Below are 23,599 nucleotides of genomic sequence, written 5' to 3' on the forward strand. Positions count from 1 at the left end.
TTTTTGTCTATAAAAGGCTTTTTTGTTTCAATATAATTATTCAAAGTAGTTTGTTAACAGTTCATTTCAATACATGCAGATTTTTTACAAAAAGAAGACTACATCTTAAAATAATTACAAATCATCATCTGTAAATCGCAAATCCTAACTACCTTTGCACAGTTAAAAAATTACAGATATGAACTTACAGCATATTCCACAAATTAAGCATACTGACAGTGGCAATTTCTTTTTATTAGCAGGACCTTGTGCTATTGAAGGAGAAGAGATGGCACTTCGAATTGCTGAAAAATTAGTTGGTATTACCGAAAAACTTGAGATCCCTTATGTATTTAAAGGGTCATTTAAAAAAGCCAACCGCTCAAGAATTGATAGTTTCTCAGGAATTGGGGATGAAAAAGCATTAAAAATTTTACGAAAAGTTTCTGAAACTTTCCACGTTCCAACTGTAACGGATATCCACACAAATGAAGATGCTGATATGGCGGCACAATATGTAGATGTTTTACAAATTCCTGCTTTTTTAGTACGACAAACAGATTTAGTTGTGGCTGCTGCCAACACAGGAAAAACAGTAAACTTGAAAAAAGGACAATTTATGAGTCCCGAAAGCATGAAGCATGCTGTACAAAAAGTATTGGATTGTAATAATGAAAATGTTATGGTTACAGATCGTGGCACCATGTTTGGCTACCAGGATATGATTGTAGATTATAGAGGAATCCCAACTATGCAGCAATATGCCACAACAGTTTTAGATGTAACCCATTCATTGCAACAGCCCAACCAAACTGCTGGTGTAACAGGCGGAAGACCTGATATGATTGAAACTGTTGCCAAAGCAGGTATTGCAGTAGGCGTCGATGGTATTTTTATCGAAACACATTTTGATCCTGCAAACGCTAAAAGTGATGGCGCCAATATGTTACATTTGGACTATTTTGAAGGTTTAATGACCAAATTAGTTGCCATCAGAAAAACAGTTAATTCATTTTAATATTTCTATAATTCGTTGAAAAATAATTTTTTATTCTTGCCTTTATTCTTAATGTGTTTTGCTGTCAACACGTTTGCCCAGGAAGAAATTGCAATACAAGACAAATATACAGCACACAATAAAGGAAAGTTCTTTGTTTCATGGGGAGGTAACAGAGAAAGTTACTCAAAATCTGATGTAACATTCAGAGGGAAAGATTATGAATTCACTGTTCATAATATGAGCGCTCATGATAAACCTAAAGGATGGCATATTGACTATGTTAACCCTTCCAGAATGACAATTCCTCAAACAAATCTGAAATTTGGTTACTTCATTAATGACCATTACAGCATTGCACTTGGTGTTGATCACATGAAATATGTGATGACACAAAATCAAACAGCAAATATTACGGGTTATGTTAATTTACCTGCAGATCAAATTGGTTCTGCACATAATGGTGTTTACAATAATACTCCTGTAAATTTTACCGATGAGACATTTTTAACTTACGAGCATACCGATGGTTTAAACTATGTCAATACTGAATTCTCAAGACATGATGATATTTCAAAATGGTTTAGACTTCCTAATATTGATAAGGTGCAGATTAATTTAACTGAAGGTCTTGGTGGAGGAATTTTATACCCTAAAACAAATACAAAACTTTTAGGAAAAGAACGTCACGACGATTTTCACATATCTGGATATGGAGTATCTGCAAAAGCGGGAATTAATGTGACTTTTTACAAACACTTTTTTCTTCAGGGAGAATTAAAAGGCGGTTACATCAATATGCAGGATATTAAAACGACATCCAGTAATCATGACAGCGCTTTTCAGGAGTTTTTCTTCTTTCAAAGGATAATATCATTTGGAGGAGTTTTCAGAATCTAAAACATAACTCAATTATAAGAAAGCAGAATTCATATTTGAATTCTGCTTTCTTTATTTGTTAGTTACTCTGAATAAATGTTTAGTAAATTAGTAACTGTATTCCAGTTTCTTATAGTTGCAGTGACATTGAGTTTCTTTTCAATATATTTTTGGTCAAATCTGGTTTTTCCGGCACCGACAGCATATTTTATAAAAATTTTGTTCCCATCAATGCTTGCTTCGTCCGGTTTAAACTGACTTATCTTTAAATCATTTATACTTTCTTTTTTCAAAGCAATTGAAATAAAAGCAACGTAGAGTTTTTTGGTATCGAAATCTTTTTCTTTTAGAAAAGGATTATTTTTAAAACACAATTCCAAATCGTGTTTTGCAATTACTACAACAGGAACTTCATGACCAAAAACCTTAAAAATTTCCTGCTTAATCATAAATCCTACTTTTGATGCACTTTGTTCTTCAGTATCAACAAAAACATTTCCGGATTGCAAATAGGTACGGACGTTTTGAAAACCAATATTTTCTAACATTGCTTTTAAAGCTTCCATTTTCATCATGTTATGGCCGGAAACATTAATTCCTCGTAAAAGTGCTAAGTGAGTTGTCATCTGTTATTATTTTATTTTTCAAAGATATTATTTCTAAACTTTAATTTTAAAATTATCTCATTTTCAAAATTCCTAATTAAAATCTATCTTCGCTATTCTAAAGGATAAAATTAAAACTTAGTTTTTTCCAAAATCTAAGCTAGTCTAAAATCTAAGCAAGTCTAAAAAGAAATGTCCAATAATCTCCTTGATACCCCTATCGAATACCTAAAAGGTGTTGGGCCAAGTCGTGGTCAGCTGCTTCGCAAGGAATTGGGAATTCATAAATACGGTGATTTAGTTAATTTTTTTCCGAACAGATACATTGACAGAACTCGATATTATAAAATAAACGAACTTCAAAACACGGGTTCTGAAGTTCAGATTATTGGCAAAATCATACATATAAAGACCGTTGAATTTGCTAAAAACAAAAAAAGACTGGTAGCCACTTTCGTGGATGAAACCGGACAAATAGACCTCAATTGGTTTCAGGGACACAAATGGATTCGGGAGAGTTTGAAACTGAATGAAGTTTGTGTTGTCTTTGGAAAATGCTCATTGTACGGTAGCCAATTTAGCATGGCACATCCGGAAATTGAACTTTTAAACGAGCATGAAAAAAGCCTTCGTTCTGCCATGCAGCCGGTTTATCCATCAACAGAAACCCTAACAAACAGAGGAATTTCAAATCGGACTATAAACAAATTGATGGAACAGCTTTTCATCGAAACTCAAGCTTCATTTACTGAAACTTTTCCTTCTTATCTAATCGAAGAACTCAAATTAATTTCGAAAAAAGCAGCTTTGTTCAACATCCATTTCCCGAAAAGTGCAGACATTTTGGCAAAAGCCCAATTCCGATTGAAATTTGAGGAATTATTTTTTATTCAGTTGCAATTAATTACCAAAAACTTAATTAGGAAACATAAAATAAAGGGACATCCTTTTACGACAGTTGGTGAATTTTTCAATCAATTCTATCAAAATCATTTACCTTTTGAACTAACCAATGCACAAAAAAGAGTTGTTAAAGAAATCCGTTCAGACATGGGAAGCAACGCTCAAATGAATCGGTTATTGCAGGGAGATGTGGGCTCCGGAAAAACAATCGTAGCTTTTATGAGCATGCTTTTGGCAATTGACAATGGCTTTCAGGCATGTCTAATGGCTCCCACCGAGATTTTGGCCAACCAGCATTTTATTGGATTATCTGAATTAGCAAAAACATTAAATATCAATATTAAAATATTAACCGGTTCTACTAAAACTGCAGCCAGAAAAATTATTCACGAAGAACTTGAAAATGGCTCATTACATATTATCATTGGCACACATGCCCTATTAGAAGACAAAGTAAAGTTTAAAAATTTAGGTTTAGCCGTTATTGATGAACAACATCGTTTTGGAGTTGAGCAAAGATCGAAATTGTGGAAGAAAAATGATATTCCGCCACATGTTTTGGTTATGACCGCCACTCCAATTCCGAGAACTTTAGCAATGAGTTTGTATGGGGATTTAGACATTTCAGTAATAGACGAATTGCCACCCGGAAGAAAACCAATTCAGACCGTTCATCGATATGACAGCAACCGATTAAAAGTCTGGAAATTTTTACGTGATGAGATTGCCAAAGGAAGACAGATTTATATCGTTTATCCCTTAATTCAGGAATCAGAAAAAATGGATTTTAAAGATTTAATGGATGGTTATGAAAGTATATCCCGTGACTTTCCACTACCCCAATATTCCATTTCGATTTTACACGGAAAAATGAAACCTGCTGATAAAGATTCGGAAATGAAACGTTTTTCAGAAGGAAAAACTAATATTATGGTTGCTACAACCGTTATTGAAGTTGGTGTAAATGTTCCGAATGCCAGCGTAATGATTATTGAAAGTGCCGAACGTTTTGGTTTGTCTCAGCTACATCAATTGCGTGGGCGTGTAGGACGTGGTGCTGAACAGAGTTATTGTATTTTAATGACAAGCCATAAATTGAGTTCAGATAGTAAAACAAGAATGGAAACAATGGTTCAAACCAACGACGGATTTGAAATTGCAGAAGTTGACCTGAAACTTCGCGGCCCTGGTGATTTAATGGGGACTCAGCAAAGCGGTGTTCTGAACCTTCAAATAGCAGATATTGTTCGTGATCGTGATATTCTGAATTTAGCCAGAAATTATGCCATGAAAATCTTAAAAGAAGACAGCCCTTTAAAAAAACCTGAACATGCAATATTGAAATCCGTTTTTATAGAACTGTCGAAGAAAAAAAACATCTGGAATTATATTAGTTAATCTAAAAGTTAAATCATTTAAATTATTTAGATTACTGATTTTTTATATTCAACTTCTACTTTCGATTCTTACCTTTGCAAAAAAATTATCTATGTCATATATATATTTAGGGTATCATTTTTCAATTGAGCCCAAAGAACTTGGATCAGAAATATTAATTGCAGAACTGGGCGAAAAAGCATTCGAGAGCTTTACTGAAACTGATAACGGCATCTCTGCTTTTGTGAAGAAAGATTTATGGGATGAGAATATCTTAGATGACATTTATATTTTACAATCTGCCGAATTTAAAATTGAATATACTATTGAAGAAATCGATCAGGTAAACTGGAATGAAGAATGGGAAAAGAATTTTGAAGCCATTGATGTTGATGGAAAATGTCATGTGCGCGCTCCTTTTCATCCAAAAACTGATGCGGAATTTGATATCGTAATTGAACCCAAAATGAGTTTTGGAACAGGTCATCACGAAACAACCCACATGATGATTCAGCATTTATTAGAAATGGACGTAAATAATTTAAAGACTCTGGATATGGGTTGCGGAACTGCTATTTTAGCTATTTTGGCTGAAATGAAAGGTGCCCAGCCTATTGATGCCATTGATATTGACAACTGGTGTTATTTGAACTCTATTGAAAATGCCGAGCGTAATAATTGCAAACATATTACAGTTTATGAGGGTGATGCAGCCCAATTGGCTGGCAAAAAATATGATTTGATTATTGCAAACATAAATCGTAATATTTTATTAAATGATATGCAGTCTTATGTTAGTTGCCTCAACCCAAAAGGAATAATACTTTTCAGTGGTTTTTACGAAGAAGATATTCCGTTTATAGATGCTTCATGTACTGAAAAAGGATTAACTTATGTTAAAAAATTCCAGAGAAACAACTGGGTTTCATTAAAATACGTAAATTAGATAATAGTAATTACTAAAGTACAAAATCTAAAAAATTATGAGTACTAAAGAAAAAGTAAGAGAAAAAGTAAGAGAAAAAGAAGCTATAGGTTTCAATAATGAAATTATCGTTTATAACGATGATGTAAACACTTTTGATCATGTAATTGATACTTTAATGCGTGTTTGCAGCCATACAGCAGAACAGGCAGAACAATGTTCCTTAATTGTACATTATAACGGAAAATGCACAGTAAAAACTGGTCCAATAGATAAATTAAAACCACAATGTACACAACTTTTGGAAGCCGGCCTTAGCGCTGAAATTGTTTAAATTCAAATAACAACCTGAAAAACATTCTATTTTACTCTAAGTGCGAATAAAATAGAATGTTTTTTTTTATTTGTAAAAGTTGAAGGCATAATATTTGTTTGTACTTTCTAAAAGAGGGAAAAATCTTTTACATTTGTATTAAAACTATACCAAATCGATGAAAAAAATAATCGTTATTATTACTTTATTAATTTGCGCTACTTCATGCGTTAGTACAAAATCAACATTAAAAAATGTAGATGATAATGCCCCTGACTTAGTTTTAAGTAAAAATAATACGTTTGTTATTAAGGAGTTCAGTAAAGATAAAAAGTATGGCTATAATCCAGATTATCCTATCAATATTTTCTTCAGAAATACCAAAGACGAGACCCTGAACGAAGTTCGCTTCTTAAATGCATTAGCAGGTCCAAATGGCGAAAAAATTACTTACACAAGATTGGAAACCTGTTGTCCCTTTCCAACCAAGCGAAGTGATATGGGTGCTGGCTTTTTAAATGTGTATGAATTAAAATGGGAAGGACAGAAAAAGCCCATAACTCTTTATCTTAATATCTATGAAAAGGGTATCCTGATGGTTCCAATGGGATTAAGTTTAAAGAAAGAAAATAATTAAATAAGATATACAAAAAAAGCCGTTTCAAATTGAAACGGCCTTTTTGTAAACATTGTCAAATATTTAAGAAATTCTTTCATTCATAATACCTTCTACGACTTCAGGATTTAATAAAGTTGAAGTATCTCCAAAATTAGAAAAATCTCCTTCAGCTATTTTACGCAAAATTCTACGCATAATTTTACCAGAACGGGTTTTTGGCAATCCTGATACAAACTGAATCTTATCCAATTTAGCAATTGGCCCAATGTGATCAGCAATATATTGATTGATTTCTTTTGCTAAATTTTCTTTATTTCTAACTTCACCAGTTTCTTTTAAGATTACATAACCATATAAAGCATTACCTTTTATTTCATGTGGAAAACCTACAATTGCTGATTCAGCAACGGCTGGATGCTCATTTATCGCATCTTCAATAGGTGCAGTTCCTAAATTATGCCCGGACACAATTACAACATCATCAACCCTACCCGTAATTCTGTAATATCCTACTTCATCTCTCAATGCACCATCTCCTGTAAAGTATTTACCAGGAAAAGCAGAGAAATATGTTTTTTTATAACGTTCATGATCACCCCAGATAGTTCTTGCAATTCCAGGCCAAGGAAATTTAACACACAAACTACCTACAACCTGATTGCCTTCAATTTCGTTACGCTTTTCATCCATTAGAACCGGCTGAATTCCTGGCAATGGTAATGTTGCATAAGTTGGTTTTGTTGGTGTAACAAAAGCTATAGGAGAAATCATAATCCCTCCTGTTTCTGTTTGCCACCAAGTATCTACAACCGGACATCTCTTGTCTCCAACGTGATCATTAAACCAGTGCCATGCCTCTTCGTTGATTGGCTCTCCAACAGAACCAATAACTTTTAACGACTTTAAAGGGTATTTTTGAATATAATCAAGACTTTCTTTAGCTAAAGAACGAATTGCTGTTGGAGCAGTATAGAATTGTGTGATTTTATGTTTTTCAATAATTTCCCAAAAACGGCTAAAATCCGGATACGATGGAACTCCTTCAAAAATTACTGTGGTTCCTCCATTTAATAATGGTCCGTACAATATATATGAGTGTCCTGTTATCCATCCTATATCTGCCGTACACCAGAAAATATCATTCTCTTCATGACTAAAGACATTTTTAAAAGTATAAGCAGTATATACCATATAACCCGCTGTAGTATGAACCATTCCTTTTGGTTTTCCTGTAGAACCTGATGTATATAAAATAAACAACGGATCTTCCGCATCCATAATTTCAGCTACATTATAATCAAGAGCAGCATCTAACAAAGGCTGTAACCAAATATCACGGTCTGGTTGCATTTTTATTTCAGTTTCTGTTCTCTTTACAACTAAAACTTTAGAAACTGATGGACAGCTTTCTAAAGCTTCATCCACAATTCCTTTAAGATCAATTGTTTTATTTCCTCTGTAGCCACCGTCAGAAGTAATAACCATTTTACATTCACTATCATTGATTCTTGCAGAAACAGCTGAAGCTGAAAATCCTGCAAAAATAACCGAATGTATTGCGCCAATTCTGGCACAAGCTAAAACCGATACAGCGAGTTCCGGAATCATTGGCAGATAAATACAAACTCTGTCTCCTTTGGCTACACCCTGTTCACGCAAAACGTTTGCCATTTTGGAAACCCTTTCATAAAGTTCATTATAGGTAATGTGTAATGCATCTTCTGAAGGATTATTCGGCTCGAAAATAATTGCCGTCTTTTCTCCTCTTTTACTTAGATGTCTGTCAATACAATTCTTTGTAATATTAACTTTTGCTTCTGTAAACCATTTTACTTCTGCTTCAGCCATGTTAAAATCAACAACTTTTTCCCATTGCTGGTACCAGGTAAAGTTTTCTTCAGCTATTTTGCCCCAAAATTTTCTTGGTTCTCTTATTGACTTATTGTAATGTTTAAAATATTGTTCTAAATTTTCAATTTTATAATAACTCATAGTTGTTGTAATTTTTTTATAAATGTATTAAATAACAACGTATTCTTAAAATTATTTAATTCATAAATTTTATCAAAAAAAAACAAATATTTAAAAAAACAAATCAATTTAATGTATTTAATATAAAAATTAAACTTTTGATCAAAAATATGTATTATAAAAAAAGGCATGATATATGTGATACCATGCCTTTTAATTTAACAATTTCAATAACAATTAATTTTGAAGTTTTGCCAATATCATTTTGAATAGCAGCTACATTATTAATCATAACAGAAATTCTACAAGTATATTAAAATTTAAAACATACTCAATTCACTTAGGGATTACTTCACTTAACCCAATCTTAATTGAAGTTAAGTGAATGTAACATGCGCTATATCTGTATTATCTTAATAAGTGCTTACTAATTCAAAATATTATATAAAACAAAGATACAGTGCAAAATCCCAACACACAAACGTGGTGCGTAATCTATATTATCCTATTTTTTTCATCGCTGTCATAGACTCTCTTAACCAGGCTCCTACTTCTTCAATAGGATGTTGACGGATTTCTTTGTTTACAGCAATTAAAACAGCATTATCTACTCCATTTGATGTTGAAAATGGTTTACCAATAATATTAGTTTCTACTTTTTTCATAAACTCAGTTAACAACGGCTTACAAGCATGATCAAATAAATAACATCCGTATTCTGCAGTATCAGAAATTACACGGTTCATTTCGAATAATTTCTTTCTTGCGATAGTATTTGCGATTAATGGTAATTCGTGTAGTGACTCATAGTAAGCTGACTCTTCAATGATACCAGCTTCAGTCATTGTTTCAAAAGCTAACTCAACACCAGCTTTAACCATTGCAATCATCAATACTCCATTATCAAAATATTCTTGTTCGGGGATTGCAGCTTCCTGTGGGGCAGTTTTTTCGAAATTAGTTTCTCCTGTTGCTGCTCTCCATTTTAATAGATTAACATCATCATTAGCCCAGTCAGCCATCATTGTACTAGAGAATTCCCCAGAAATGATATCATCTTGGTGCTTTTGGAATAATGGGCGCATGATATCTTTCAACTCTTCTGCAAGTTCATAAGCCTCAATTTTTGCAGGATTAGAAAGACGATCCATCATATTTGTAATACCTCCATGTTTCAAAGCTTCAGTGATAGTCTCCCATCCAAACTGAATTAACTTTGAAGCATAAGCTGCGTCAATTCCTTTTTCAACCATTTTATCGAAACATAAAATAGAACCAGTCTGTAATAATCCACACAAAATAGTTTGCTCACCCATTAAGTCTGATTTTACTTCAGCTACAAATGATGATTTCAAAACTCCTGCTCTGTGTCCTCCAGTTGCAACGGCATAAGCTTTTGCCTGATCTAAACCTAATCCGTTTGGATCGTTTTCAGGGTGAACAGCGATAAGAGTTGGAACTCCAAAACCTCTTTTGTATTCTTCACGTACTTCAGAACCAGGACATTTAGGAGCACACATAATAACAGTGATGTCTTTACGAATCTGCATTCCTTCTTCCACAATATTGAAACCATGAGAATATGCCAAAGTCGAACCTTCCTTCATTAATGGCATAATTGCATTTACAACAGCAGTATGTTGCTTATCCGGTGTTAAATTACAAACTAAATCAGCAGTTGGAATTAATTCTTCATAAGTACCTACCTTAAAACCATTTTCGGTAGCATTTTTATAAGAAGCTCTCTTTTCAGCAATTGCATCTGCACGCAAAGCATAAGAAATATCAAGACCTGAATCTCTCATATTCAAACCCTGGTTCAAACCTTGCGCTCCGCAACCTACGATTACGACTTTTTTCCCTGCTAATGCATCAATCCCATTTGCAAATTCTGATTGATCCATAAACTCGCAAACCCCTAACTGTTCTAATTGTAATCTAAGTGGTAATGTGTTGAAATAATTGGCCATTTTTTTAATATTTAATAAGTATGATGTAATTTAAATTGATAATTATTTTAATTCTTCTAATAACAATGATGATATTTCCATTTTCTCTTTTGATACAGAAATTCTGCCTGAGCGCACGAACTGCATAATACCGTAAGGCTTGAACTTTGCGTATAATTCTTCTATTTCAGAACGTCTTCCTGATTTTGAAATCACAAAGAAATCGCGGGAAACAGTTACTATTGTAGATTGACTGTCCTTAATAATATTCTGAATTTGTTTTTCGTCAAACAATAAGCTTGAAGCTATTTTAAACAAAGCATTTTCCAGATAAATTGTCTCTTCATCTGTATGATAAAATGCTTTTATAACCTCTATTTGTTTTTCGATTTGTCCAACGATATTTTTAACCCATTTTTCTGTAGTTTCAACTACAATGATAAATCTTGAAACATTTTCTATTTCTGATTCTGAAACGTTTAAACTTAATATATTGATGTGACGTTTTAAGAATATTCCTGATATCCTATTAAGCAAACCCACATTGTTTTCTGAATATACCGATATGGTAAATGTTTTTTCTTCCATGTTTTTTTAACTTAATCTGATTTCTGAAACACAAGCTCCCGTTGGAATCATCGGAAACACATTATTTTCTTTTTCTACCATAACTTCCAGGAAATAAGATTCTTTTGAAGCTAGCATTTCTGCAACAGCTTCATCAAGATCCTCTCTTTTTGTTACTTTTCTTGATTTGATGTAATACCCTTCTGCAATAGCACAGAAATTTGGATTAATCATTACTGTAGAAGCATATCTATAGTCAAAAAACAGTTCCTGCCACTGACGTACCATTCCAAGAAATTCATTATTCAGTACAACAATTTTTACCGGAACTTTTGTCTGGTGAATTGTACCCAACTCCTGAATATTCATTTGAAAACCTCCGTCACCAATAATCGCAACAACCTCACGGTCAGGTCTTCCCATTTTTGCACCAATAGCAGCTGGTAAAGCAAAACCCATTGTTCCTAAACCTCCTGAAGTAACATTACTTTTAGTTGAGTTAAACTTAGTATAACGGCAGGCAAACATTTGATGCTGACCTACGTCAGAAACCATTATTGCGTCTCCTTTTGAATGTTTGTTAATCATTTCAATAGTTTCTCCCATTGAAATTCCTTTTCCATTGGTTGGAGCTAACTCCTCATTAATAACGGCATCACATTCAATTTTATATTTTTCTTTGAATTCATTATGCCATTCTGTATGTGATTTTTTATCAATTAACGGAATTAAAGCTGTTAATGCTTCTTTGACATCAGCCAAAACTGCTACTTCAGTTTTTACGTTTTTATCTATTTCTGCCGGGTCAATTTCAAAGTGAATTACTTTGGCCTGCTTGGCATAAGTAGCTAATTTTCCTGTCACACGATCATCAAAACGCATTCCTAATGCAATTAAAACATCACATTCATTAGTTAAAAGATTAGGACCATAATTACCATGCATACCTACCATCCCTACATTTAAAGGATGATCCGTTGGCAATGCTGAAAGACCTAAAATAGTCCATGCTGCAGGTATACCTGATTTTTCAATTAATCTTTTTAACTGCTCTTCTGCTTCACTTAATATAATACCCTGTCCAAAAACAATAAATGGTTTTTTTGCATTATTAATTAAATCTGCAGCCTCCTGTACTTTCTGAAGATTCAATATCGGTTTTGGATGATAACTTCTAATTCCGGTACATTTTTCATAACTAAATTCAAACTCATCAAATTGAGCATTTTTAGTAATATCAATTAATACTGGCCCAGGACGTCCTGATCTCGCAATATAAAAAGCTTTAGCGATAATTTCCGGAATTTCACTGGCTTCAGTAATTTGGTAATTCCATTTAGTTACCGGAGTTGAAATTCCGATAATATCTGTTTCCTGAAAAGCATCAGATCCAAGTAAATGTTTCCCAACCTGACCTGTAATACAAACCATTGGAGTAGAATCAATTTGAGCATCTGCTATACCGGTAACTAAATTTGTAGCTCCCGGGCCTGAAGTTGCAATAGCCACACCTACTTTACCGGTGGCTCTTGCAAAACCTTGTGCTGCATGAGCAGCACCTTGTTCGTGACGTACTAAAACATGGTGCAATTGATCCTGAAATTTATATAATTCGTCGTAAACCGGCATGATCGCCCCACCCGGGTAACCATAAACTAAGTCTACTCCTTCTGCTAATAAACATCTTATAACGGCTTCTGCCCCTGATATTTTCATTTTTTTTTATTTTTTTAACCTCTTAAGATCTTTCATTTTGATTTAAGAGAAAGTTTTTATTAAATTATTTGTCAGTAACACATCCCTCAGAGGCACTGGAGACCGAACGCATATATTTAAGTAAAACTCCTTGTGTAATTCCGTTTTCTGGTCTCTTCCAATTAGCTTTTCGTTTTGCTAATTCTTCATCAGAAACTCTCATATTTATAGTGTTATTCACAGCATCGATTGTAATAATATCACCATTTTCAATTAACGCAATTCCTCCTCCTTCATAAGCCTCAGGAGTTACGTGGCCAACTACGAAACCATGTGAACCTCCGGAGAAGCGTCCATCAGTAATCAAAGCCACAGAACTTCCTAAACCTGCACCCATGATGGCGGATGTTGGTTTTAGCATTTCAGACATCCCAGGGCCTCCTTTTGGACCGCAGTAACGAATAATTACCACATTTCCTGGTTTTACTTCACCCGCCTGTATTCCTCTGATAACATCTTTTTCACCCTCAAAAACTACAGCTGTTCCTTCAAAAAACTCTCCTTCCTTCCCGCTAATTTTAGCCACACAACCTTCTGTAGCAATGTTTCCGTATAAAATTTGAATGTTTCCAGTTGATTTTAATGCTTTTTCAATTTCAAAAACTACTTGCTGACCATCATGCAAATCAGGAACTGAAGCTAAATTTTCTGCAATTGTTTTTCCTGTTACAGTTAAACAATCTCCGTGTAAGAAACCTTCTTTCAATAAATATTTCATTACACCAGGAACACCTCCAACATTGTGTAAGTCTTCCATTAAGTATTTACCACTTGGTTTTAAATCAGCTAACAATGGTGTTTTATCACTGATATCCTGAAAATCTTTTAACGTTAATTCGATACCTACAGAATGAGCCATTGCAATTAAGTGCATAACTGCATTTGTAGAACCACCTAAAACAGCTACCATCGTAATTGCATTTTCGAATGCTTTACGAGTCATAATGTCTCTAGGCTTAATATCTTTTTCTAATAATATCCTGATTGCTTTACCGGCATCAACACATTCTTGTTTCTTTTCCGGACTTAATGCAGGGTTAGAAGAACTGTAAGGCAAGCTCATTCCCAAAGCTTCAATCGCTGATGACATTGTATTAGCAGTGTACATTCCACCACATGCTCCAGCACCTGGACAGGCATTTTGAATAACCCCTTTAAAATCTTCAGGAGTAATTGTATTCTTAATTTTTTTACCTAAAGCTTCAAAAGCTGAAACAATATTTAAATCCTCACCTTTCCACTTTCCAGGATGAATTGAACCTCCATATACCATAATAGAAGGACGGTTTACTCTCCCCATCGCCATTAAAGCACCAGGCATATTTTTATCACAACCGGGAACAGCGATCATACCGTCATACCATTGTGCCCCCATTACAGTTTCAATAGAGTCTGCAATTACATCACGGGAAACCAAAGAAAAACGCATCCCGTCATTACCATTAGAAATACCATCACTAACACCAATAGTATTAAAAATCAAACCTACCAAATCAGCATCCCAGACCCCTTTCTTAATATCTTTAGCCAGATCATTTAAGTGCATGTTACACGGATTTCCATCGTAACCCATACTCACAATTCCTACCTGCGCTTTTTTAAGATCTTCTTCTGTCAAACCAATTCCGTAGAACATTGCCTGTGAAGCCGGTTGAGTTTCATCTTGCGTGATTGTTTTGCTGTACTTGTTTAATTCCATTATGTATTATTTGTAATTTCTAAATTTATTCCTAAAAAAAACCTCCCAGCTATGTGGGAGGTTGTAATATATATCTTTCAATTATATTTATACCATTCCCGATGCATATGTGCTATACACATTGACAACAATGACAGAAGTAATAATAATTGAGATTTGCATCATTTATTTTTTGGTGTCACAAAAGTACAAAAACTAATAGGACAAAAAAAATAAAAACTCAACATTTTAAACACTTCTTGTTAATTATTGCACTATTTAACAAAAAATCCTAAACAATTGTAGATTGTCCAAGATGAACGTTGTCATTATTAAAATATAGCAAATCGTCTTTGCTAAAAATAAAGTTCGAAACAAATTCTCCCACTTCATTCGTTCCAAATTTTGAATCAGCCTTTAAATCTACTGTAACCACCTTAAACTCAATTGCTTTTTCAACTGCTTTATAAATTACATTTGCTTCTTTAAACAAACCGAAATGCTCTAACAACATTGCTGCCGACAAAATAGAAGCTATCGGATTAGCTATATTCTTCCCTTTTGCCTGTGGATACGATCCGTGAATTGGTTCAAAAAGTGCATTTTTTTCTCCTAATGAAGCCGAAGCTAACAAACCAATAGAACCTGTAATTACACTTGCCTCATCAGACAAAATATCTCCAAATAAATTTTCTGTCAAAATCACATCAAATTGCTTTGGATTTAAAATTAGCTGCATTGCGGCATTATCAACAAATAAAAAGTCTAATGCTACATCTTTATATTCTTCTCCTACTTTCTGAACAACTTTTCTCCATAATCTAGAGGTCTCCAAAACATTTGCCTTATCAACCATAGTTAACTTTTTGCGTCGGTTTTGTGCCGATTTAAAAGCTAAATGTGCAATTCTGGTAATTTCCTCTTCCGAATACTCACATAAATCTGAAGCACATGTTCCTTCTTCATTTAGGAATTTTTCTCCAAAATAAGCACCACCTGTTAATTCTCTGAAAATAGTAAAATCAGCTCCTTCAATAATTTCTCTTTTTAAAGGAGATGCCTCAATTAATGATTTATAAGGCTTGATAGGACGGATATTTGCAAACAACCCTAATTCTTTTCTTAGTTTCAACAATCCTTGTTCTGGACGAACTTTTGCATTTGGATTATTATCATATTTTGGATCACCAATTGCTCCAAATAAAACCGCATCTGTATTTAAGCAAAGATTTAATGTTTGTTCAGGAAGCGGCTTTCCGGTTTTATCAATAGCAATTGCTCCTATGAGAGCTTCTTCAAAAACAAATTCGTGATTATACACTTCGCCAATTGCATATAAAGCTTTTTTTGCTTGTGCAATGACTTCTGGTCCAATTCCGTCTCCTGGTAAAACTGCTATTTTCAAATTCATAATGCCTCGTTCTTTATGTATTCAAAACCTGATTTATCATCATTAACTTCTTATTAGATCTCCCTGAATTTTGGAAGCTTCAATAATTTGATGAATATCTTCATCTAAGACTTCTTTCTTAATATCTGCGAATTTCAAAAATTCAACATAAACAATATCCAATTGTGTTTTAGTAAGCTCATACCCCACTTTTTTAGCTCTATAAGCTAAAGCAGCTCTACCACTTCTTGCTGTTAAAATAATAGAGGATTCATTTACACCAACATCTAACGGATCCATAATTTCGTAAGTTGCTCTGTTTTTGATTACACCATCCTGATGAATTCCCGAACTGTGTGCAAAAGCATTCGCCCCTACGATTGCCTTATTCGGCTGAACAATCATTCCCATACTTTCAGAAACCAAACGACTCATTTCGTTTAATTCCCTCGTATTAATGTTTGTATCTAAATTAAGATAAGGGTGCTGTTTAAAAATCATCACTACTTCTTCAAGTGCTGTATTTCCTGCTCTTTCACCAATACCATTAATAGTACATTCAATTTGTCTTGCACCGTTAATAGCTCCTGAAATAGAATTGGCAGTTGCCATTCCTAAATCATTATGACAGTGGCATGAAAGAATTACGTTCTCTATACCTTTTACATTTTCTTTTAAATATTTGATTTTTGCTCCATATTCTTCAGGAAGACAATATCCGGTTGTATCCGGAATATTTAATACAGTAGCACCAGATTTGATTACTTCTTCACAAACTTTTGCAAGGAAAGCATTCTCAGTTCTACCTGCATCTTCTGCGTAGAATTCTACATCTTCAACATATGATTTAGCGTGAGAAACAGCATATTTTGCTCTGGCAATAATATCATCTGCCGTAGTATTTAATTTATGGAGTATATGAGATTGTGAAGTTCCGATTCCGGTATGGATTCTAGGTTTTTTTGCATGCTTTAAGGCAGCAGCCGCAACATCAATGTCATTTTTTACGGCTCTTGTTAATCCGCAGACAGTTGCATTTTCTACAATTTTACAAATCTCAGAGACCGATAAAAAATCGCCCGGACTTGACACAGGAAATCCTGCTTCGATGATATCAACTCCCATTTTGTCTAGTCTTTCTGCAATAACCAATTTTTGATTGGTATCTAACTTACATCCTGGAACCTGTTCACCATCACGCAAAGTGGTGTCAAAAATTTGAACTTTCTCTCTATTCATATTCATTTATTTAATGTAATTTCACATCTTGAAACAAATATATATTGTACTTCTTCAGTACGAAATTCATTTTAATGAAATTATACTGTTCATAACACAATTTATAACGACACAAACAATTAAAAATCAATAAGTTATATTATTATATTTTACAATGGCTAACCATCAAAAAGATTTCTTATTTGTACTGATTAAATCCCTTTCTAAATCTGAAAAAAGACAGTTCAAAATTTTTGCAAGCCGCTTAGAAACTAGTTCGAATACTAAATTCATCGAGTTGTTTAATATTCTGGATAAGTCTGAAACTTATGATGAAAAACTTATTTTGAAAAGCGGAATCATTAAGAAAGTTCAGTTATCTAATTTAAAATCATATCTGTATAAACAGATTTTAGTCAGTATTCGTTTAAATATTCCAAGTCAGAATATCCGTTATCAATTAAGGGAACAAATAGATTTCGCCGTTATTCTATACAACAAAGGATTATATAAACAGAGTTTAAAAATTCTGGACAAAACAAAAATCCTGGCACTTGAAAATGATGAAAAGTTAATGGCGTACGAAATTGTTGAATTCGAAAAATTAATTGAATCACAATACATTACTCGAAGTATTCAGGGACGTGCTGACGAATTGGTCATTCAGGCTAAGGAATTGAATTACCGAAATACAATCTCCAGCAAATTATCAAACCTGTCCTTACAGCTTTACGGAATCATGCTAAAAACAGGTTATGTAAAAAGCGATGAGGAATATAAATATATTGATGATTATTTTAATAAGCACATTTCAAAATTAGACGAAAGCAAGTTTGGTTTTCGTGAAAAATATTGGTTTTACAATGCAAACTTATGGCGTAGCTTTCTTGTTCAGGACTTCTTAGCCAGTTATAAATATGCTTATAAATGGGTAAGGCTGTTTTATGACAATCCAAATATGATTTATCTAAATCCAGTGTTTTTTCTAAAAGGAAATCATTATTTTTTAGAATCGCTTTATATGTTGAAATATAAGTCAAATTTCAAAAAATATTTAACCCTTTTAGAGGAGACTATACAGGATGAAAAATTTCCTGTCAACGACAACATTGCATCACTATCATTTTTATATGTTTATAATAATAAACTAAATTATCACATCTTGGAAGGTACTTTTGCTGAAAGTGAATATTTAATTCCTGAGATTTTAAATAAAATAAAAATACATAATGAACACCTTGATGAACATCATGAAATGCTATTTTACTACAAAATTGCCTCTATTTATTTTGGAAACGAAAAATACAACGAATCAATTTTTTATCTGGACAAAATAATCAACAACAAAAACTTAACAATGCGCGAAGATTTAATGTGCTTTGCCAGGCTTTTGTCATTAATTGCTCATTATGAATTAGGAAAAGATTATTATCTGGAAAATCATCTTAAAAGCACATACAAGTTTTTATTAAAAATGAACGACTTACATGAAGTACAGAAAGAAATCATTAAGTTCATGAGAAACCTTAATAATTTTTATCCAGCGGATATTAAAAAGGAATTCATTAAGATGCGTGAGCGCTTTATTGAATTAGAAAAAAACACCTATGAAAAAAGAGCTTTTTTGTATTTAGACATTATTTCATGGCTGGAGAGTAAAATTGAAAACCGAAAAATTGCCGATATCATTAAGGAGAAAGCCAAACTCAATAGCCGATAATTGACCTCAAAATGATATATTAAAAATCTTAACTTATGTCCAACAAAGTAATAACAAAACCTTAACAGCGAAAGATAGATATATATCGGACATTTGTAATGTAATAAGCTGGTTATTTATTATTTTGGTTTTGGTTAGTTAAATGATGCCGGCGTCTTCGAGATGCCGGCATTCTTTTTATGTTTAAATTCCAAATAAAAAATTCCAAATTCTAATTTTATTATGTTGGAGAATTGGAATTTTGAATTTAAAATATTTAGGATTTAACTTTTCAAGCGTTCATGTAGTATTTTAAAATAAGTAAAAGCTTTAAGTAAGCGGCTTCCGTGCCAGGAAAACATTTCGCCATCTACAAAAATTGTTTTGGCGTGATGTGTAAATCTTCCAATTTCAAAAGCATCTTCTTCTTTAAAAGGATAAGGTTCTGAAGAAAGAAAAACCAGATCCGGATCTCCCTCCAAACGCATTTTTTTGAGTTCTATTTCAGGATAACGACCTTTATCTTCGTAGATGTTTTTAAAATGATTCAGCTTTAATAATTCATTTATATAAGTCTCATTCCCTGCAACCATATATGGATTTTTCCAAATAAAATAGACTGCTTTTTTAATCTTAATATCCTGAACGTATTTTTTAAAATCGCTTAAAGCGAAAATTAATTTGTCATTCCATTTTTGAGCTTCGGTCCTGCAATTAAAAAGCTGACCAAAGTCTGAAATCATTTGAAAATTATCCTCCACAGAAACAATATGAGTTACCCAAACAGGGCAGATTTCACGTAATTGGCTTACAATTTCTTCTGTATTTTCTTCCTTATTGCAAATAATAATATCAGGCTGTAATAGTTTTATTTTCTCAAAATGTATCTTTTTGGTCCCGCCAACAATTTTTTTTGTAGACTTTAAATGATACGGATGAACACAGAACTTTGTGATTCCAATAATTTTCCCTTCTAAACCTAAATCATATAACAATTCGGTTTGAGATGGTACTAATGAAATAATACGTTTTGGGGCTGTCTCAAATGTGTGAATTGTACCAAGTTGATCGGGTATTTGTTTCATGTTTCAAGTTTATTTTGTTTCAGATTTATGGGCGTATTTCTAACCACAAAGTCAGACAAAACCTTAAAATTGAAACTTTAAACTAATAATCTCTTCCATTTCCTGCTGTACTTTCAAAGCTTCTTCTCTAGCTTTTTCAGCAAAATCAGTTCCTTTAGAAGCATAAATAATTGCTCTTGCAGAGTTTACCAATAAACCAACTTTATCATTCATTCCGTATTTGCAAACTTCAGACAAACTTCCGCCCTGAGCACCAATTCCGGGAACTAATAAGAAACTATCCGGAACAATTTTACGTATTTCTGTAAAATATTCGGCTTTTGTAGCACCAACAACATACATTAAGTTTTCACTATTTTTCCATGTTTTAGAAGTTTCCAAAACCTGTTTGTATAATTCTGTTCCATTTGTAGTCAGAGTCTGAAAATCGAATGCGCCTTCGTTTGAAGTTAAAGCCAACATTATAGTATGCTTATTTTCGAAAGCCAGAAAAGGTTCAACAGAATCTTTTCCCATATAAGGTGCAACGGTTACACTGTCAAAATTCAAATCTTCAAAAAAAGCTTTTGCATACATGCTTGATGTATTTCCGATATCACCACGTTTTGCATCTGCAATAGTAAAAATTTCAGGATACTTTTCGTTGATGTAATTGATTGTTTTTTCAAGAGACATCCATCCTTTTATGCCATATGCCTCAAAAAAAGCAGTATTGGGTTTATATCCCACAGTCAAATCATGAGTAGCATCAATTATGCCTTTATTAAACTCAAAAATAGGATCTTCTGTTTCTAATAAATGAGGAGGGATTTTATCCAGATCCGGATCTAATCCAACGCATAAAAATGATTTTTTCTGGAGTATTTGTTTGTGTAGCTGTTCTGTAGTCATTCGTGATTTTTTAGTTCTTCCAATCCAAAGAATGATTCTTTTAGAAAGTATGCAAAAATAAAAAAAGCCACTCAATTAAGAATGGCTTTTGGTACTTATATTCAATTGTAATTAAAAATTACCTAAATAAACAATTTCTGTTCTTCTGTTTTCAGCTCTTCCTGCAGCTGTTTTATTAGATTTAACAGGCTTTGTAGATCCAAATCCCTGTGAGGTTAAGTTTGCAGGATTCACTCCTTTTTCAATTAAAGCGTCCATAATAACTTTTGCTCTTTCTTCAGATAATTTTTGATTTGCCTTTGCATTTCCAACATTATCAGTATGTCCGTAAACAGCAAATTTTGCATTTGGATAATTTTTCAAAATTTCTTTTATGGCATCAAGCCTGCCTGAAGTTTCTACTTTTTTGGCATCACTTAAAGTAGCTTTACCTGTTGTAAAGAAAATAGATTTTGCTTCTACTTGTAATTGTGCCAAAGTAGCTTTATTAACAACAGGACAACCTTTATTTTCTGCCGGACCGGCAACTAATGGACAATCATCCACATTATCTGCAACTCCATCTTTATCAGTATCTAAAACCGGGCATCCTTTATTTTCAACTAAACCTGCAACATCAGGACAAGCATCATCTTTATCTAAAACCGTATCACCATCTGTATCCGGCCATGGACAACCTTTATTTTCTACAGGACCTGCAACTGTTGGACATGCATCAACATTATCCAATAATGTGTCTCCATCAGTATCTTTCCAAGGACAGCCTTTGTTTTCAACCGGACCTGCAACATCAGCGCAAGCATCATCTTTATCAAAAACTTTATCACCATCAGTATCAGGCCAAGGGCAACCTTTATTTTCAATTGGCCCGGCTACTTTTTTACAAGAATCCTGTTTATCTATAACACCGTCCTGATCTCTGTCTTTAAATTTCTTTTGGTAAACCGGAATCTTAAGTCCAACATAAAAGTCTGCTGCTTTTGATTCTTTAGATACTAAATTAGAAACAATAGATCCTGATCCTACAAAGAAAGTACCTACACGTAATCCTGTACCTACTTGAGTACCACTGTATTCCATCCAAGTAACAGGAACGTAAAAACTAAACCATCTGCTTTCATAACGAGGTGCCAAACTTACTCTGTTGGCAATACTGGTCCCATTTAATTTTGTATTCGAAACCATACTGATGTCTCCATTAAGATTCAGATAGAATTTATTATGAATATTCCAGTCAACATCAGCATGAAGCGCTGTAGGCAAATTTGTTTTTGTACCCTTCGCTGTTGAAGTTTTAGTATAATTATCATTTAAAAAATCATATAAATCATCCGCATTATCAATCATATCTTCCGTTACTGTACGATTAATATTGTATATATCCTGTTTTGATTTTTTGTAGTTTATAGAACCTATATCCGTAACAGATAATCCAAAACGCAATTTATATTTATTTAAATCCCTAAAATTATTATCAGCAGGTTTGGCCTTGCTTAAATCATATTTTTCATAATCAGGCCTCCACTCATAAACAAATCCAAAATCAAAACCTACGCCACTTGAATTAATATCAAATTCATAGTCTTCATTTGTTTCCCAGTCCTGACTTCCACCAATCGTAAGCTCACCACTTGTAGTCAATTCACTGTTTTCTGGTATTACAGCATCTTCTTCAAACTCTGCTTTAACATTGTTTCCACGAATATAAGCATTTCCTACTCCTTGTAAATATTTGACTGTAATACCTCCTTTTAAGAAATGCTGCCCGTTTTGATATAAAACTGCTGCATAAGAAAGTCCTAATTCACCCCAGGCATGTGAAGCACCGTTTGGACTGCCTAAAATATAATTAAAATCGCTTGACTGATCCAAACCATCCTTTACCTGATCGACAAGGTTACCATTAACATCTCTAAGATTTGTTACAGATCTTGCTCTGGTAAAAAGTGCCAATGTATGCTTTGGAGCAATGTTAAACATAAATGACGGGCCCATAATATCCAAATTAATAAGGGCATTATTTGCATTTGAAGGGTTCATTTTAGATTGACTATCAAAATCATAGCCATCTTTAAAAACATCAAAAAGTTTAACACCATACAAGTCATTACTAACAGCACTGCTGACAGAAAATAAATTAATATCGGTTTTAAAACGGGAATCAGCTATTGATGCAGGATTAAAAAGTACACTTTGCACACCGGCATAGTTGTCATGAAAATAACCTGAATAAGATTGCGCCTTAGTCGCAAAAGAGCTTAAAGTTAATAAAATGAGTAATTGTTTTTTCATTGAATAGGGGTTTTAGGTTTAATTGGCGGCAAAACTACAATAATAGATTTAAAGGTAAGTTATCAAATCATTCAATTCACGTAACAACTTCTGTCAATTATGTCAAAAAAAACAATTAAATATGACTTTAGTTCTTAAACAGAAAAGTATTAATGTGTGAATTATACAACAGACGCGCACATATATATAACATATGAAATGAATTGAATCTTGATTTTTACATTATATAATATTAAAAATTAAAAGTCATGAATAGTACAGAAATAAAAGGCAACTGGAACGAGTTTAAAGGAAAACTGAAACAAAAATATGCCGATTTAACCGATGATGATTTGCTTTACGAAGAAGGAAAAGAAGATGAAATCTACGGAAGAATTCAGCAAAAATTAGGTAAAACGAAAGAAGAATGGGATGATATTGTATCAAATTTATAAACTCTTTCTTCAAATCCAAAATGCCGCTTAACTAAAATTAGGCGGTATTTTTTTGATTTTCAAAGTATAAAGC

General features: G+C 33.2%; 19 protein-coding genes. 8 read left to right on the top strand and 11 right to left on the bottom strand.

Annotated features, from left to right (window positions below; genetic code table 11):
• The first annotated feature begins 178 nt into the window (after positions 1-178).
• A complete protein-coding gene (kdsA, locus tag GXM16_RS06095) occupies positions 179-997 on the top strand; it encodes a 3-deoxy-8-phosphooctulonate synthase (protein WP_163393512.1) in 819 nt (272 codons plus the stop codon).
• Positions 998-1,012: 15 nt separating this feature from the next.
• Positions 1,013-1,876 carry a hypothetical protein gene (locus GXM16_RS06100; RefSeq protein WP_373285404.1) on the top strand — a complete coding sequence of 288 codons (864 nt, stop codon included), beginning with the start codon at positions 1,013-1,015 and terminating at the stop codon, positions 1,874-1,876.
• Between the two features lie 62 nt (positions 1,877-1,938).
• Here the strand turns inward: GXM16_RS06100 and GXM16_RS06105 are convergent, their stop codons facing one another.
• Entirely contained in the window at positions 1,939-2,481 is a 543-nt protein-coding gene (locus GXM16_RS06105; RefSeq protein WP_163393513.1) for a DUF1697 domain-containing protein, read from the bottom strand.
• Between the two features lie 171 nt (positions 2,482-2,652).
• Here GXM16_RS06105 and recG point away from each other — a divergent pair, with 171 nt between their 5' ends.
• The 4 genes from recG to GXM16_RS06125 all read left to right on the top strand — a co-directional run bounded on the left by recG (position 2,653) and on the right by GXM16_RS06125 (position 6,615).
• Positions 2,653-4,761: an ATP-dependent DNA helicase RecG gene (recG, locus tag GXM16_RS06110; protein WP_163393514.1), complete on the top strand. Its 2,109-nt coding sequence runs from the start codon at positions 2,653-2,655 to the stop codon at positions 4,759-4,761.
• A gap of 91 nt (positions 4,762-4,852) precedes the next feature.
• A complete protein-coding gene (gene prmA, locus GXM16_RS06115; protein WP_163393515.1) occupies positions 4,853-5,686 on the top strand; it encodes a 50S ribosomal protein L11 methyltransferase in 834 nt (277 codons plus the stop codon).
• 37 nt (positions 5,687-5,723) lie between these two features.
• A complete protein-coding gene (locus tag GXM16_RS06120; RefSeq protein ID WP_163393516.1) occupies positions 5,724-5,999 on the top strand; it encodes an ATP-dependent Clp protease adaptor ClpS in 276 nt (91 codons plus the stop codon).
• A 157-nt stretch (positions 6,000-6,156) separates the two neighbouring features.
• Complete coding sequence (locus GXM16_RS06125) at positions 6,157-6,615, top strand: 2-dehydro-3-deoxyphosphooctonate aldolase (RefSeq protein ID WP_163393517.1); 459 nt, start codon at positions 6,157-6,159, stop codon at positions 6,613-6,615.
• A 63-nt stretch (positions 6,616-6,678) separates the two neighbouring features.
• Here GXM16_RS06125 and acs read toward each other — a convergent pair whose 3' ends face one another.
• The 7 genes from acs to GXM16_RS06160 form a co-directional block, all read right to left on the bottom strand.
• Entirely contained in the window at positions 6,679-8,589 is a 1,911-nt protein-coding gene (acs, locus tag GXM16_RS06130) for an acetate--CoA ligase (protein ID WP_163393518.1), read from the bottom strand.
• A 479-nt stretch (positions 8,590-9,068) separates the two neighbouring features.
• On the bottom strand, positions 9,069-10,538 hold the full coding sequence (ilvC, locus tag GXM16_RS06135) for a ketol-acid reductoisomerase (RefSeq protein WP_163393519.1): 1,470 nt from the start codon (positions 10,536-10,538) through the stop codon (positions 9,069-9,071).
• Between the two features lie 42 nt (positions 10,539-10,580).
• A complete protein-coding gene (ilvN, locus tag GXM16_RS06140) occupies positions 10,581-11,105 on the bottom strand; it encodes an acetolactate synthase small subunit (protein WP_031453446.1) in 525 nt (174 codons plus the stop codon).
• Between the two features lie 6 nt (positions 11,106-11,111).
• A complete protein-coding gene (gene ilvB / locus GXM16_RS06145) occupies positions 11,112-12,800 on the bottom strand; it encodes a biosynthetic-type acetolactate synthase large subunit (RefSeq protein ID WP_163393520.1) in 1,689 nt (562 codons plus the stop codon).
• A 64-nt stretch (positions 12,801-12,864) separates the two neighbouring features.
• On the bottom strand, positions 12,865-14,538 hold the full coding sequence (gene ilvD / locus GXM16_RS06150) for a dihydroxy-acid dehydratase (protein ID WP_163393521.1): 1,674 nt from the start codon (positions 14,536-14,538) through the stop codon (positions 12,865-12,867).
• Between the two features lie 271 nt (positions 14,539-14,809).
• Positions 14,810-15,928, bottom strand: coding sequence for a 3-isopropylmalate dehydrogenase (gene leuB, locus GXM16_RS06155; protein ID WP_163393522.1), 1,119 nt, complete (start codon positions 15,926-15,928; stop codon positions 14,810-14,812).
• 42 nt (positions 15,929-15,970) lie between these two features.
• Positions 15,971-17,146, bottom strand: a complete 1,176-nt coding sequence (locus GXM16_RS06160; RefSeq protein WP_163393523.1) for a 2-isopropylmalate synthase — start codon at positions 17,144-17,146, stop codon at positions 15,971-15,973.
• A 154-nt stretch (positions 17,147-17,300) separates the two neighbouring features.
• Between GXM16_RS06160 and GXM16_RS06165 the strand changes: the two genes are divergently transcribed.
• Positions 17,301-18,845 carry a hypothetical protein gene (locus GXM16_RS06165; RefSeq protein ID WP_163393524.1) on the top strand — a complete coding sequence of 515 codons (1,545 nt, stop codon included), beginning with the start codon at positions 17,301-17,303 and terminating at the stop codon, positions 18,843-18,845.
• A gap of 263 nt (positions 18,846-19,108) precedes the next feature.
• Here GXM16_RS06165 and GXM16_RS06170 read toward each other — a convergent pair whose 3' ends face one another.
• From GXM16_RS06170 to GXM16_RS06180, 3 genes are all read right to left on the bottom strand, one after another.
• Positions 19,109-19,909, bottom strand: a complete 801-nt coding sequence (locus tag GXM16_RS06170; protein WP_163393525.1) for an ABC transporter substrate-binding protein — start codon at positions 19,907-19,909, stop codon at positions 19,109-19,111.
• Between the two features lie 63 nt (positions 19,910-19,972).
• Complete coding sequence (gene pyrF / locus GXM16_RS06175; RefSeq protein ID WP_163393526.1) at positions 19,973-20,800, bottom strand: orotidine-5'-phosphate decarboxylase; 828 nt, start codon at positions 20,798-20,800, stop codon at positions 19,973-19,975.
• A 111-nt stretch (positions 20,801-20,911) separates the two neighbouring features.
• Complete coding sequence (locus GXM16_RS06180) at positions 20,912-23,092, bottom strand: DUF5723 family protein (RefSeq protein WP_163393527.1); 2,181 nt, start codon at positions 23,090-23,092, stop codon at positions 20,912-20,914.
• A gap of 248 nt (positions 23,093-23,340) precedes the next feature.
• On the opposite strand from GXM16_RS06180, the gene GXM16_RS06185 reads away from it, so the two are divergent.
• Positions 23,341-23,526: a CsbD family protein gene (locus tag GXM16_RS06185; RefSeq protein ID WP_163393528.1), complete on the top strand. Its 186-nt coding sequence runs from the start codon at positions 23,341-23,343 to the stop codon at positions 23,524-23,526.
• The last annotated feature ends 73 nt before the right edge of the window (positions 23,527-23,599 follow it).

It is taken from the genome of Flavobacterium limi, from assembly GCF_010645075.1.
Taxonomy (GTDB): domain Bacteria; phylum Bacteroidota; class Bacteroidia; order Flavobacteriales; family Flavobacteriaceae; genus Flavobacterium; species Flavobacterium limi.